Below are 13,797 nucleotides of genomic sequence, written 5' to 3'. Positions count from 1 at the left end.
GTCATTGCCCCTGAAATTGCGGCTGGCGCTTGGCGAGGAAGGCGGCGACGCCTTCGCGGTAATCGGCGCTGCAACCCAGTTCACGCTGCAAGTCGCGCTCCAGCAGCAGTTGCTGTTCCAGGCTGTTGCGCTCCGCCGCCTGCAAGGCCTGCTTGATGCGCGCATAGGCCAGCGTCGGCCCGGCGGCCAGCTCCGCGGCCAATCGCTGGACCTCGGCCGGGAACACCGCATCGTCGACGCAGCGCCAGATCAGCCCCCATTGCGCCGCCTGTTCGGCCGACAGGGGTTCGGCCAGCAGCGCCAGCCCCAAGGCGCGCGCCTGCCCCAACAAACGCGGCAGCCAGTAGCTGCCGCCGGAATCCGGTAGCAGGCCTATCTTGCTGAAGGCCTGCACGAAGCGCGCCGAGCGTGCGGCGATCACCAGATCGCAAGCCAAGGCGATGTTCGCGCCGGCGCCGGCCGCCACGCCGTTGACCGCGGCGATCACCGGCTTGGGCATGTCGCGCAGCCGCCGCACCAGCGGCGCGTAATAACGCTCAATCGATTCACCCAGATCCGCCGCCTGCTGGCCGGGCGTCACCGCCCGGTCGCTCAGGTCCTGGCCGGCACAGAACGCGCGGCCGGCGCCGGTCAACACCAGCACCCGGACCTCAGCATCGTCGCGCAGGCGGTCCAGTTCCGCCGCCAGCGCCCGATGCATGGCCGGATTGAAGCTGTTCAGACGCTCCGGCCGGTTCAGCGTCAAGGTTGCCACGCCGGCTTCCAGTTTCAATTCGATGCTTGTTTCCGCTGTCTGCATGCTTGCCCCTTTTTGGGATGCGGCCATGGTGATGCAGGCCAAACCGCTACTGTGGCAAACGCTATCATTGACCGACCGGAAAATCAATTATAAGCTGACCTGCATCAACGACAGCGCGACCAACACCGTCGCTGCCATGGTCCGGCCCGCCGCTGCGGCATGAAACAGGCCGGCTCCCCTCACCCTCCGCTCGAGGAGAACGCCCATGTCCCACCCTCTGTTCCTGCAACATCAAGCCACCCTGGATCAGGCCTTGCAGGCCTTGCGCGAGCGCCAGTACTGGTCGCCGCATCCGGAAATGCCCAGCCCCAAGAGCTATGGCGAAAGCGCGCCGGCCGATGGGCTGACCGCGTTTGAGGCTTTATTGCAACAAGATTTCCAGTTGGATGGCCTGCCGCCCAGCCAGGGCTGGGTGGGCAGCGAGCGCTCCCCCTATCGCGGCGCGCTGCGCATCCGCTACCCGCGTCACGACGCCGATGCCTTGCTGAACGCCTCCGCCGCGGCACTGCAATCGTGGTGCCAAGCCGGCCCGCATGCCTGGGTGGGTGTCTGCCTGGAAATCATCCAGCGCCTGAACCGGCGCAGCTTTGAAATCGCCCATGCGGTGATGCACACCACCGGCCAGGCCTTCATGATGGCGTTCCAGGCTGGCGGTCCGCACGCGCAGGACCGGGCGCTGGAGGCGGTGGCCTACGCCTGGAGCGAGATGTCGGCCATTCCGGCGCACTGCCGCTGGAGCAAGCCGCAGGGCAAGCATGAACCGTTGGTGCTGGAGAAAAGTTGGAAAATCACCCCGCGCGGCATCGGGCTGGTGATTGGCTGCAGCACCTTCCCCACCTGGAATGGCTATCCAGGCTTGTTCGCCAGCCTGGCCACCGGCAACAGCATCATCGTCAAACCGCATCCGGGCGCGGTGCTGCCGCTGGCCTTGACGGTGCGCATCGCCCGCGAAGTGCTGGCCGAAGCCGGCTTCGACCCCAACACGGTGTTGCTGGCGGCGAACCAGCACGGCGAGCCGCTGGCCCGGCAACTGGCGGAACGGCAGGAGGTGAAGCTGATAGATTTCACCGGCAGCAGCGCGCACGGCGAGTGGCTGGAGAGCCATTGCCGCCATGCCCAGGTCTATGCCGAAAAGGCCGGCGTCAATTGCATCGTGCTGGATTCCACCGATGATTTTCCCGGCCTGTGCCGCAATATCGCGCTATCGCTGGCCTTGTACAGCGGCCAGATGTGCACCGCGCCGCAAAACATCTTCATACCCGCCAACGGCATCCGCACCCCGGACGGCATGCTGTCCTATCAGCAAACGGCGGCCGGGCTGTGCGCGGCGCTGGAAGCGCTGTGCGCCGAGCCGGCCAAGGCGGTGGAGCTGCTGGGCGCGATCCAGAACCCGGATGTGCTACACAGGCTGGAGGCGGCGCAGCAGCTGGGCCAACCGATGCTGGACAGCCAGCGCCTGATTCACCCGGCTTATCCGGAAGCGGAAGTGCGCACGCCCTTGCTGCGCCAGCTGACGCTGGAAGACCGCGCCATTTACCAGCAGGAGCACTTCGGCCCTATCGGCTTTCTGATCCAGGCGCCGGACAGCGCCGCCGCGCTGCGCCAGGTGGAAGACACGGTGCGCCGCCATGGCGCGCTGACCTTGTCGGTGTACAGCACCGATCCGCAGCTGCAACAGCTGGCGCAAAACGTGGCGGAACACGCCTATGTGTCCCTGGCGCTCAATTTCACCGGCACGGTGATGGTCAATCAGTCCGCCGCCTTCAGCGACTTCCACGGCAGCGGCGGCAATCCGGCGGCCAACGCCAGCCTGAGCGACAGCGCCTTTGTCGCCAACCGCTTCCGTGTGACGCAGACCCGCCGTTTCGCCTGAGGCCCGGCCCCGGCCACCGCCGGGGCACCGCCCGCCATCGCAAGGAGCCGCGCCATGACGCCGCAACAGCAGCAAGCGATTCTGAACCATCCCGCCTTTCAACAACTGGCCCGGCGCAAGGCGCGGCTGGGCTGGGGGCTGAGCGCCGTCATGCTGGCGCTGTATTACGGCTTCATCCTGGCGCTGGCGTTCACGCCGCAGTGGCTGGCCCGGCCGATGGGCGCCGGCGCCACGCCCTGGGGCATGCCGGTGGGCGTGGCCATCATCCTGGCCGCGCTGGCGCTGACCGGCGTTTACGTGCGCCAGGCGAACAAACACCTGGATCCGCTGAACGCGCAGCTGCTGCGGGAGTGCCGGCCATGAGGGCGCGCTGCGCCATCGCGCTCTTGGCGCTGGCCGCCCCCGTCCTCGCGGACAACGGCGCGCAACGGCCATTGAACTGGAACGCCATCCTGATGTTCCTGCTGTTCGTGGCGCTGACCCTGGCCATCACCGCCTGGGCCGCGCGCCGCACTCGCTCCGCCGCCGACTTCTACACCGCAGGCGGCGGCGTCAGCCCGCTGCAAAACGGCCTGGCCATCGCCGGCGACATGATCTCCGCCGCGTCCTTCCTCGGCATCTCGGCGATGATGTTCAGCAAGGGCTACGACGGCCTGATCTATGCTTTGGGCGTGCTGGCCGGCTGGCCCATCATCATGTTCCTGATCGCCGAGCGGCTGCGCAATCTGGGCCGCTTCACCTTCGCCGACGTGGTGTCCTACCGCCTGAGCCAGACCCCGGTGCGCATCAGCGCCGCCTGCGGCACGCTGACGGTGGCGCTGCTCTACCTGGTGGCGCAAATGGTGGGCGCCGGCAAGCTGATAGAACTGCTGTTCGGCGCCAGCTATCTGAGCGCCGTGGTCATCGTCGGCGTGCTGATGGTCTTGTACGTGATGTTCGGCGGCATGCTGGCCACCACCTGGGTGCAGATCGTCAAGGCGGTGCTGCTGCTGTCCGCCACCAGCTTCATGGCCTTCATGGTCTGGCGCCGTTTCGGCTACAGCAGCGAGGCGATGTTCGCGGCGGCGGCGCAGATGCGCGGCGCGGCCATCCTCGCGCCCGGCGGCCTGGTGTCCAATCCGGTGGACGCGCTCTCGCTGGGCCTGGGCATGATGTTCGGCACCGCCGGCCTGCCCCATGTGCTGATGCGCTTCTTCACCGTGGCCGACGCTCGCGCCGCCCGTCAATCGGTGTTCTACGCCACCGGCTTCATCGGCTATTTCTACCTGCTGCTGATCCTGGTGGGCTTCGGCGCCATCGTCATCGTCGGCGGCGACGCCGGCTACCGCAACAGCGACGGCGGCATCGCCGGCGGCGCCAATATGGTGGCGATACACCTGGCCCAGGCCGTGGGCGGCAATTTATTCCTCGGCCTGGTCTCGGCGGTGGCCTTCGCCACCATTCTCGCCGTGGTCGCCGGCTTGGCGCTGTCCGCCGCATCGGCGGTGTCGCACGATCTTTACGCCGTCACGCTGCGCCGGGGCAAGGCGGACAGCGCCGAGGAAATGCGGGTGTCGCGGCTGGCGACGCTGGCGATAGGCGTGCTGGCCATCCTGCTGGGCCTGCTGTTCGAACGCCAGAACATCGCTTTCCTGTCCGGCCTGGTGCTGGCGATTGCCGCTTCGGTGAATTTCCCGGTGCTGTTCCTGGCGATGTTCTGGTCCCGGCTCACCACCCTCGGCGCTGTGGCCGGCAGCCTGGCCGGTCTGGTGACCGCCATCGCGCTGCTGGCGCTGGGACCGGCGGTATGGGTGGATATTCTCGGCCATCCACGGCCGGTCTTCCCCTACGCCAATCCGGCCTTGTTTTCAATGAGCGCGGCTTTCGCCTGCGCCTGGCTGTTTTCGGTCTGCGACCGTAGCGCTCGGGGAAGGCTGGAACGCAGCCGCTTCCCGGCGCAATACATCCGCGCGCTGACCGGCCTGGGGGCCGGCGATGGCCGGCGCTGAGCGGAGCCGGCGCGATATCCGCGGCGCTGGGCGCAAGCATGCGCCGAGTCAGGCGGCGAAACGCTCATGACCTCCTCGCACTTGCGCCTGCTCGGCGGTTTTCGCCTTGCCCCGCTTGCCCGCGCGGCTTTGAGCCGCTTCCGTGGCAACACTAATAACCATCCGGCAAGTCCCGGCACAGCCGGACGAAATAGCCGTTATCGACCTCGATATAGCCGCCCTGCTTCAGCTCCTTCAGGATATCCAGCACTCGTGAGCGCGACAGATTGGTGCGGCTGCAGATGAAGGACACCAGGGTATAGCTTTGCCGATACGCATCCGCCGCCGAGGACAGCCATTCGATGGCGAAGCGGACCTTGCCGTAGGCATTATTGGACGTCAGCATATGCCGCGCGCTGATCGCGCATTGATAAACCCAGGTCAGGTACTCGGCCCCTGCGCGCAGGAAATCGGCATCGGCGCGAAAACTCGCCAATTGCTGCTGGCTGCATTCGTAGTACAGCGAGGGCACCAAGGCCTTATGCCATACCGTGACCGGCATGGGGCTGGTCGCAAAGTAATTGTCCAGGCCGATGATTCTGCCGCCGGGAACATGCGACTCTATCATCGACTCGCCCAAACAGGTTTCCCAGGCGCCACGCTCCACCGCAATCAATTTCACATAATCCACATGGATGATTTTGTCTCCCGGCTTAGCCGTTTTGGCTTTCCCGTTTTTTTTTACTTGGGCCAATAGATACTGGGTAGCCTCTACTGGCGGCTTTCTCCAACAGCCAGGCAGCAAGGCCTTGCTGCCTGCAACTAGCAAGCTCATTTTCTTCACTCCCCCAAACCATGGCGCAAGCCCATGAATGCGTGTTATTTCAAGGCTCGCGCCCCTCAACCGTTCCCTCACTGGTCAAGGTCCGGATTTTCGTAATTTACTTCATAAATTAAATATATACAGCAAAATACTGCTTGCCACCTCTGGGAGCCTGTTCAAAGTCTCGCGAGCAAGAGCGAGACAAGGCGAAAACGAGCGAAAAAGCGGAATGTACTCGTGGTACATGAGCATTTTGAGCTCGTACTCACCGTGCTACGCCTCACGAAGCGCAGCTGACTTTGAACAGGTTCTTAGCCGCTTCGCGGTGGACGGTCCCTGCCGCACGACAGAGACCCGCTTCCCGCGCCGCCAAACCCGTGCCCAAGACGCCTGCTCACGACCCCGCGATCAAGAACGAGACATGGAGCAGGCACTAAAGATGAATACTCAATCCCACACAGCGCCTCACTCGGTGTATTTAGATCGCTTCCCGCTATTCACGCGTCTGCCGGCGCTCGCCAAAATAATAGGCCGATGCCGCCCCGGATTCGTTGAATAAATAGCCCAACACAACCCCAGCCAAGGTGCTATCCAATTTCAACTCCCCAAACAACAGCAAACCACCTATCGCCATGGACCCACCGATCAAGATATAAGCCAGATTACGCGGCGTTTTATCTCGTATTGAAATCTCACGCTTACGGGCGGCCTCTCTGTCGCTCAGCAAGCTGCCGATTAATTGTTGGTGATTTTCAAAGCCCAGCTGTTTCAATTTCAATGCAAACTCCTGATCGGCACGCCGCATTGATTGAATCTGCTCGGCATTCAAATTGGCGCAGGCCTTGTTCAGGGCTTTATCGGTTTTTTCCGTCAAACCCAAGGCATCGCTCGCGGCGTCCATTGCCAATTGTCGCAAGGGACCGCTTAATGCGGTAGCGATCCACGGAGCCACGGTGCTTAATAATTCAAGCATGCATCCTCCCGCGCGTAACGCATATTCTGCACCAGTCGCGCTATCCAACCGCGGCCAAAATGCACAAAACCGGGCAGCGCAATATAGCGCTCCATTCGCGCCACATTCATCATGATCATCAGCTCAAACGCCGGCTCAGCCAATACCCCCGCGCGGGTTAGCGGCCCCCATAATCCATCCACGGCTACGCCCGCGCATTGTTGCAGCACACGCATCGCCGTCCCCGGACCATGATTGACACCCGCGTCGAACAATTGGAAAGCCAGACCTGGCGGCAGTTCGGCACAGGCCAGCGGCTGCCAGTAGTCCTGCCGGTAAATCCGCTTGGCCAATTCCAGCTCCAGATCCTGCATTGCACCACGATAACCATGGCGCCGCGCCACCGCAGCGCTAATTCCCCAGCGGGTTTCTCCCCCCGGATCTTGCGGATGATGGCTATACCCGCCCTCATGTTTCAATACCCTTTCCAGCGCCTGCTCAAAATACATATCCACGACTCCCTTCAAAAACCCGGCGACATAAATCATCAAAGAAATCTCAAAGCCCGCCAATAAAACCGGCATGGCAGCGCTATGCTCTGCGCGCGCCCCAAAGCTGACAAGCCAAAATCCAAAATTGGACTTTCCCTTGTCGGCCGCGACGCAAATCTAAACAATTGCCGCCATTCAAAGCGATGAGCAGGCCAGGGCATATGGATTCATATTTCCGTCAGTCCGATATTGATTTGAGAAACGGCAATCAATCAATAACTCGGCAAACACCAATCCACGATAAATACCACTCTGCCTTATTGAATGAGAATCGAAAAAAGACTGGTTCACAGACATCCCGGAATACATCGTGAGCAGGCATTCAATGCCTTGAACACGGTTAAGTCGGAGCAAGACCCCATCAGGAAAAGGCACGGCAATTGCCCGCCGCGTCCAAGCTCCGACCAAACCAGCATGGCCATCGAAGCAGCGCGGGTTTACTGAAGCAGACGCTCAAGCCCGTCGCACACGCGTTGACCGCAGCAGTGCGGCCGGCTCGCCTAAGAGCCTGTTCAAAGTCTCGCGAGCAAGGGCGAGACAAGGCGAAAACGAGCGAAAAAGCGGAATGTACACGTGGTACATGAGCATTTTGAGCTTGGTTTCAACGCCGTATCGCCGAAGCGCAGCAGACTTTGAACAGGTTCTAAGACAACCGGCCGTGTTTTCCACCTTCAATCAGGAGTTATTCATGGCGATTACCGTTATCCGCGACCTGGCCTCCACCGATCAGGCCGACACCATCGGCGACTTGATCGACAGCGGCCTGCATTACCGCCACCCCGATTCCGCGCAAATCGCGTATCCGAGGATAGTGGAAGGGCAACAGGCCATCGGCACCTTGCCACTTAACCAAAACCTAAAGATCGCCATTGTCGGCATGGGCGCGGCCGGCATTGCCACCTTGTACGAGCTGTCGAAGCTGGAAGGCAATCATTCCGTCACCGTGTTCGAGCCGGATGCCAAGCATGTGGTCCATCATCAGAATCCTCGCGATATCGACATCGAGGGCCTGCGCGCCGGCCGCGTCTTCGCCGCGCGGGCCAAGAGCGAGCAGGGCGAGGACCAGACCGTTTACGAAATCGGCGCGATGCGCTTCCCGGAAATTGCCGGCCTGACCTGGCAGTACGCGCAGGATGTGTTCGGCTCCGACGGCAAGGTCAAGGTCTTCCCCAATCCAGGCAAGGTGGCCACCGAATTCGTATTCGGTGATCAGGTCGAGCGTTACAAGGGCGAAACTTGGGCCAATCCAGACGCTCCGACCAGGCAGGTCAAGGATCTGGTGATTCGCTATCTATTAGGCAATGGTGTCGAACCCTTATTGTGGATCGGTGAACGCGCGCCGCTGGACGTCATCCCGCTGCTGAAAGCGAAAGACACCAGCACTGAAACCTTGGCCGGGATCGATCAAGACTGGAAACAATTCGCCATCGACAATGACGGCATGACGCTGGGCGCGGCGGTGCGCGCCATCCTCGCCAGCCATATCGCCGAGCTGCCCGACTTGCCTGGCTTGAACACTGAGCGCGAGCGTATCAACTATTACTTCGAGTTGTTCGGCCGCTTCGGCTTTGGCACCGGCGGTTTCAAATCGCTGTTCTCTCAGTCCATCGTCGAAATGATGCGCTTGATCCTGTGGGACTACTCCAATGAGTACACCCTGCCGGTGACGGAGAATGTCCAGTTCCTCGCCGGCCTCTATCACAAGGCGAAGGACAAGCTGGGCACGCGCTTGACCTTGAAACAAGCTCGCGTTTGCGATGTGCTGCATCAACCAAGGCATACTGGAACGCCAGCAACGATCGCCTACTATCTTGACGGCCGTTCCGAGCTCAGCATCGATGAATTTGACTATGTGATCCTGGCGCTGCCGCATGAGCAATTACTGCCGCTGATCAACCGCGCCGGCGCCAGCCCCACACTAAGCAAACGGCGCGTTGGCGACCACGCGCTGGGTTTGGACACCAAAGAGTTGGAGAATGTGGCCCCCCCCTTGCTGCTGGACGATAGGCAAGAAGCCTTCAACGCTCGCGCCATCAGCGCGGTCAGCATGCTGCGCATGACGCGCTCGGCCAAGGTATTCGGCACCTTCGATAATAAGTACGAAAGCGACCTACCCACCTTTAATGATGAGCCGATCAAGGCCGTGATCTCCGATGGCGGCTTGGCCGCCAGCTACATCGTGCCCAGCCCTATCGCTGGCATGGAGGATAAATACTCCAGCTTCCTGGCGAGTTATACCTGGGATGACGACACCACTCGCCAGCAGCGCGACTTTGGCGAATGGCCGTTGAACCCGGCCGCGGGCGAAGCCGATGACGGCAAGCCAATGTTCCAGCGCTTGATCAGCCGCGCCGATCACAATGTCAAAGCCGCAGGGAGTAACAGCTATCAGCCCTGGTGGTTCTATGAGATCTTGCAGAAAGTGGAACCGGCCAACCGCCTGTCCTTCGACTGGAGCACGCACGGCAGCGCCGGCGGCTTCAAGATCGACATGCCCGGTGATCACCAGCACAGCAATTTCTGCTTCCGCTTCCACACCCATGCGCTGGACGAGACGCTGCCAACCCGCTTCTTCCTCGCCTCCGACAGCTACAGCCACTTGGGCGGCTGGCTGGAAGGCGCATTCATGAGCGCGGTCAACGCGGTGTCCGGCGTGGTGGTGGCCGCCAATGGCCGCGGCGGCACAGGCGTAGAAGCCTTGAACGCAGAGGCGCAGAAGCTGTTCACCACCCTGGACCCGATCACGCAATCACGCGCGTAAGTCCAATAGAGCGCGGCCCGGCTTTCGGGTTCGCTCCCCGCGCCGTCGGCCTTGGCCGGCGGCGCATCTCTTTACGCGCTCATGCCAGCAGCGCCGCCATTGTCATGTTTTGGAACGCCGCCATGCCGCGGGTCAGCGTCTTGTCGCGGTGCTGCACCTGATACAGCGTGCGCGTCAGCGTCGGCAAGCCGGCGCGCACTTCCGCCACCGCGCCGGACTGCAGCAGGTCGGCCACCACTCGCCGCGACAGGCAACTGACGCCCAGGCCTGCCGCCACCGCGTGCTTGATCGCTTCCGAGTGACCCAGCTCCATGCTGACATTGAGCATGGCCAGATGCGGCAGTAGCAGGCGGTCCACCTCCTCGCGCGTGCCGGAGCCGGCTTCGCGCAGAATCCACTCGGCTTGCGCCAAATCCTGGCGCGCCGCCTCGCCCCGCGCCAGCGGGTGATCGGCGGCGGCGAACACCACCAGCTCGTCCTGACGCCAGGGTTGGGCGATCAGTTCCGGGTGATGGCAAGGCCCTTCGATGAAACCGAAGTCCACCCGCAGCGCCGCCACCGCGTCGACGATGTCGCGGGTATTGGCCACGTCCAGTTCCAGCCGCGCCAACGGCCAAGCGGCGCGGAAGGCCGCCAGCTGCTGCGGCAGCAGATAATTGGCCACCGTGCTGCTGGCACCTATCTTCAAGGACATCGCGCCGGCGTTGAACAGGCTCTGCATATCCTGGGCCGCGTCCAGCATCGCCCGCGCCTTGGGCCACAGCAGCCGGCCATGCTCGTTCAGGCTCAGGCGTTTGCCGATGCGGTCGAACAGGCGCACATCGAGACCGGTTTCCAGCTTGTCCAGCGCCTGGCTGGCGGCGGACTGGGTCAGCGCCACCTGCTGGGCCGCCTGGGTCACCGTGCCGTATTCGGCCACCGCGACGAAGACCTCCAGCTCGCGCAGGGTCAGCTTCAAGGACATGCCCTCTCCTTATATCGATTTTGCTACTGATATATATCCATTTTATCCGTTTCTCTACTGAAAACTAGACGCGTATCGTTAGCCTCATCCGCCATAGACCAAACAGGCATTTACTTATGACAAACCTTCGCCAAATCTTGCCGGGCCTGGCGTTGGCCATTGCGCTCGCCATCGCGGCCTTGTACGCCGCGGAACTGCCGGCGATGAAACACCTGGGTTTCTCCGCGCTGACCATCGCCATCATAGGCGGCATGCTGATCGGCAACAGCGTTTACCGTTTCGTTGCCCAGACCAGCCATCACGGCATCCAGTTCTCCAAACAGAAGCTGTTGCGCCTGGGCATCATCCTGTTCGGCTTCAAGCTGACCTTCCAGGACATCGCCGCCGTCGGCTTCGCCGGCGTGTTGATCGACACCCTGGTGCTGTGCTCCACCTTTCTGCTGGCCTTCCGCATCGGCCGCAAATACCTGGGCATGGATGAGCAGAGCGTGATCCTGATCGGCGCCGGCAGCTCCATCTGCGGCGCGGCCGCGATTCTCGCCACCGAGCCGGTGATCAAGGCGCATGCGGAAAAAGTGGCGGTGGCCGTCGCCACCGTGGTGGTGTTCGGCACCGTGGCCATGTTCCTGTGGCCGGCGCTGTATCAATTATTCAGCCACCTGGGCATTTCGGAATTCCACTACGGCGTGTTCGCCGGCTCCACCATCCATGAAGTGGCGCAGGCGGTTGCCGCCGGCAAATCGGTCAGCGAGGCGGCGATGACCACCGCGGTGATCACCAAGATGATACGGGTGATGATGCTGGCGCCGTTCCTGATCGCGCTGTCCAGCTGGCTGGCCGCCAAGCCGCACGGCAGCCACCAGCAGAAGGGCCGCATCGCCATCCCCTGGTTCGCCGTCGCCTTCCTGGCCGTTGCCGCCTTCAACTCCTTCAATCTGCTGCCGGCCGCGTGGGTCAGCGCCATCGTGTCGCTGGACAATCTGCTGCTGGCCGCCGCGATGGGCGCGCTGGGCATCACCACCCACTTCTCCGCCATCCGTCAGGCCGGCGCCAAACCGATGTTGCTGGCATCCATCCTGTTCGGCTGGCTGATCGTCGGCGGCGGTCTGATCAACTTCGGCGTCAGCCATCTGCTGCACTAAACGCCGCTCACGCAAAAACAAAACCGCCCGGTTTGCGCCGGGCGGTTTTTTTCACTGAACCGCCATCATGGCTTAGAACAAGCCGCGGAAAGGGTTCCACCCCTTATATCCCTTGATCTCCTGTTGATAGTATAGGTAGTTCGCCGACATGCCAGCCAGAGCGCTAAAGCCGAAACCAAGCCCCCGGCTAATCGACTCAGGCGCATCCAGCATCACGAGGACCAGATTGATCAGCAGCGCCACGCCCAACAAGGACAGCATGCTCTTCCACAAGCCCAGCACCAGGTAATAGATTGGCCAGAAGAAAAAAGCGATGAAATTCATCTGCACCTTAAGGCGGTCGCCAGACGACAAGGCCTTGAAGGCCACCTTGTAACTGGCGCTGTTCGGCGCGCCATGCTGATCGAAAAAGGCAAATCGCAGCTGCCATTTATCGCTGTAAGCGGCGCGGACGGAAGGTTCTGACATGGTTTTTCAAAATGAGGTCAATAATGACATTATTTTGCAACACACACAAAAATAGGACAATGAAATCGCGATCGGAACCCGTCCCGATCCAAAACAACACCGCCCGGCTTGCGCTCGGGCGGTGATAGTGGCTTACATTGCGACCATGCCTCATGTTCAGCCTTCTTCCAACGCACTCCCTATCACTCCCATGCCTGCTCGCGTGACTGCCCCTGCATAACCTTCTGCTGGCTTTCCACCAAGGCCATCGTGAACTGCCTCTTGAAGTTGTCCGCCGGGCGCCAACCTTTGCCGTCCCGGACAAAGCTGAACTCGCCCTCCAATAACAGACGGCCCTTCTTGCCGATCATTGTCATGAATGGGTCGCGATACTGGACCATCAACTTGCAGTTCCAAACGCCGCCTGCGCCTTGCACGCAGTCGCTCAAGGGCACTACTTCACCGAGCGCAAATTCCGGCTTCCCCAACGCCCCCAGCGCACGGGTCAAAGGGTCGATACCTGGCCCACCCAGCTTGCGAAAATCGAGCACGCCTTGTTGCAGCGCCTGCCTCACGCCCAACCGGCCCAAAGGCTTGCCCAACTCCGGCAACATACCATCCGCGTCCAGCTGAGCATAACGTGTGCGCAGCACACGTTCATCGCTTCCCTTTACATGGATAGCGTCGTCTTTTCCCTGTACCTCGTAGGCGATGGGCGCGCGCTGCTGCTCATCCGCCACCAGAACCGCTACGCAGCCACGGGCGCGCTCCGTCTTGATGTACCCCAGCTCCTTGACCTGCTCCAACTTGAGATTCCGCAGATTGAAGGTTTCCGGCGCACTCGCGCTGAGCTTGGACGATATCTGGTGCAACTTCTCGGACATCAAAGAAGCCCGTATGCTTTTCTTCACCACAGACGCTTCGCATCTCGGCACCAGCGGCGGCGTCAGAAAATACCAGCCGGCCACGCCGAGCAAGGCTGCGCTCCCCAAGCCCCAAGCCAGCTTTCCGCGCCATGTCGTCGCCTTCTGTCGCTGGAGCAGCGCCAACTCCAGCTCCAGATCCTGGTTGTATTCATCCACCGCCTGCCTGCGCACCGCATTGGACGCGAAACCTTCGTCCGCATCCGCCTTGGCTTCGATTTCAATCATTTGCTCAAAGCTCAGCACTTCCTCTTCTTCCAACCAGTCCAGGGCTCCGCCCAAGGTGGAGAAGGGCTCGGCGCCCTGCTCGCGCAGCTTGTCGCGCGCCGCATCGTAGATCGCCTGGTCAATCACGCCGCCGGCCAGCAGACGGTCAAGAATCGGGGTAGCAAAGGGGGAATCGTTCATATCGTCCATCAGGGCACCCATCTCGCATGCGCAAGCGGGCCAGAGAAAAGGCGTCCAGCATACCCCAAAGGGAGCGAGAACGCCTAAAACACAAATCATTATGAATTTTAAATACGAATAAAAATTCATTTGGCATTGAAGTATCGGAAAGTCCTCCCACGCGCAAATGCCACCACGCAGACAATAA

At 61.6% G+C, this 13,797-nt stretch carries 13 protein-coding genes; 6 read left to right on the top strand and 7 right to left on the bottom strand.

Going from position 1 to position 13,797, the window contains the following annotated elements; genetic code table 11:
• Window position 1 precedes the first annotated feature (1 nt).
• Window positions 2-799 (bottom strand): 2-(1,2-epoxy-1,2-dihydrophenyl)acetyl-CoA isomerase PaaG, encoded by a 798-nt coding sequence (gene paaG, locus ACE3QM_RS03920; RefSeq protein WP_374420371.1) that lies wholly within the window; start codon window positions 797-799, stop codon window positions 2-4.
• 25 nt (window positions 800-824) lie between these two features.
• On the opposite strand from paaG, the gene ACE3QM_RS03915 reads away from it, so the two are divergent.
• The 4 genes from ACE3QM_RS03915 to ACE3QM_RS03900 are packed head-to-tail and all read left to right on the top strand — an operon-like array spanning window position 825 to window position 4,660.
• Window positions 825-962 carry a hypothetical protein gene (locus ACE3QM_RS03915; protein ID WP_231461056.1) on the top strand — a complete coding sequence of 46 codons (138 nt, stop codon included), beginning with the start codon at window positions 825-827 and terminating at the stop codon, window positions 960-962.
• 42 nt (window positions 963-1,004) lie between these two features.
• Window positions 1,005-2,672 (top strand): phenylacetic acid degradation protein PaaN, encoded by a 1,668-nt coding sequence (gene paaN, locus ACE3QM_RS03910; RefSeq protein WP_374420369.1) that lies wholly within the window; start codon window positions 1,005-1,007, stop codon window positions 2,670-2,672.
• A gap of 54 nt (window positions 2,673-2,726) precedes the next feature.
• Complete coding sequence (locus ACE3QM_RS03905; RefSeq protein WP_231461058.1) at window positions 2,727-3,035, top strand: DUF485 domain-containing protein; 309 nt, start codon at window positions 2,727-2,729, stop codon at window positions 3,033-3,035.
• Complete coding sequence (locus tag ACE3QM_RS03900; RefSeq protein WP_374420367.1) at window positions 3,032-4,660, top strand: cation/acetate symporter; 1,629 nt, start codon at window positions 3,032-3,034, stop codon at window positions 4,658-4,660. The genes ACE3QM_RS03905 and ACE3QM_RS03900 overlap by 4 nt, the downstream gene beginning before the upstream one ends.
• A gap of 151 nt (window positions 4,661-4,811) precedes the next feature.
• Here the strand turns inward: ACE3QM_RS03900 and ACE3QM_RS03895 are convergent, their stop codons facing one another.
• The 3 genes from ACE3QM_RS03895 to ACE3QM_RS03885 form a co-directional block, all read right to left on the bottom strand.
• Window positions 4,812-5,321, bottom strand: coding sequence for a helix-turn-helix domain-containing protein (locus ACE3QM_RS03895; protein ID WP_197081428.1), 510 nt, complete (start codon window positions 5,319-5,321; stop codon window positions 4,812-4,814).
• A gap of 634 nt (window positions 5,322-5,955) precedes the next feature.
• Window positions 5,956-6,435, bottom strand: coding sequence for a hypothetical protein (locus ACE3QM_RS03890; protein ID WP_048409369.1), 480 nt, complete (start codon window positions 6,433-6,435; stop codon window positions 5,956-5,958).
• Window positions 6,420-6,998, bottom strand: a complete 579-nt coding sequence (locus tag ACE3QM_RS03885; RefSeq protein WP_374420364.1) for a glycoside hydrolase family 108 protein — start codon at window positions 6,996-6,998, stop codon at window positions 6,420-6,422. Before ACE3QM_RS03885 ends, ACE3QM_RS03890 begins: the two co-directional genes overlap by 16 nt.
• Window positions 6,999-7,653: 655 nt before the next feature.
• Here ACE3QM_RS03885 and ACE3QM_RS03880 point away from each other — a divergent pair.
• The gene (locus ACE3QM_RS03880; protein WP_374420362.1) at window positions 7,654-9,726 is read left to right on the top strand and encodes a hypothetical protein; all 2,073 of its coding nucleotides are present in this window, start codon (window positions 7,654-7,656) and stop codon (window positions 9,724-9,726) included.
• 79 nt (window positions 9,727-9,805) lie between these two features.
• Here ACE3QM_RS03880 and ACE3QM_RS03875 read toward each other — a convergent pair whose 3' ends face one another.
• Window positions 9,806-10,690 (bottom strand): LysR family transcriptional regulator, encoded by an 885-nt coding sequence (locus ACE3QM_RS03875; protein ID WP_374420359.1) that lies wholly within the window; start codon window positions 10,688-10,690, stop codon window positions 9,806-9,808.
• A gap of 116 nt (window positions 10,691-10,806) precedes the next feature.
• Between ACE3QM_RS03875 and ACE3QM_RS03870 the strand changes: the two genes are divergently transcribed.
• The gene (locus tag ACE3QM_RS03870) at window positions 10,807-11,832 is read left to right on the top strand and encodes a YeiH family protein (protein WP_231461061.1); all 1,026 of its coding nucleotides are present in this window, start codon (window positions 10,807-10,809) and stop codon (window positions 11,830-11,832) included.
• A 72-nt stretch (window positions 11,833-11,904) separates the two neighbouring features.
• Here the strand turns inward: ACE3QM_RS03870 and ACE3QM_RS03865 are convergent, their stop codons facing one another.
• Both ACE3QM_RS03865 and ACE3QM_RS03860 read right to left on the bottom strand, forming a co-directional pair.
• Window positions 11,905-12,300: a DUF2628 domain-containing protein gene (locus ACE3QM_RS03865; protein ID WP_231461062.1), complete on the bottom strand. Its 396-nt coding sequence runs from the start codon at window positions 12,298-12,300 to the stop codon at window positions 11,905-11,907.
• 182 nt (window positions 12,301-12,482) lie between these two features.
• The gene (locus tag ACE3QM_RS03860) at window positions 12,483-13,619 is read right to left on the bottom strand and encodes a hypothetical protein (RefSeq protein ID WP_374420356.1); all 1,137 of its coding nucleotides are present in this window, start codon (window positions 13,617-13,619) and stop codon (window positions 12,483-12,485) included.
• Window positions 13,620-13,797 lie beyond the last annotated feature (178 nt).

The organism is Chromobacterium sp., assembly GCF_041912965.1.
Lineage (GTDB): Bacteria > Pseudomonadota > Gammaproteobacteria > Burkholderiales > Chromobacteriaceae > Chromobacterium > Chromobacterium aquaticum.
Note: the sequence above shows the minus strand (reverse complement) of the source record. Positions and strands in the feature narration are given on the sequence as shown.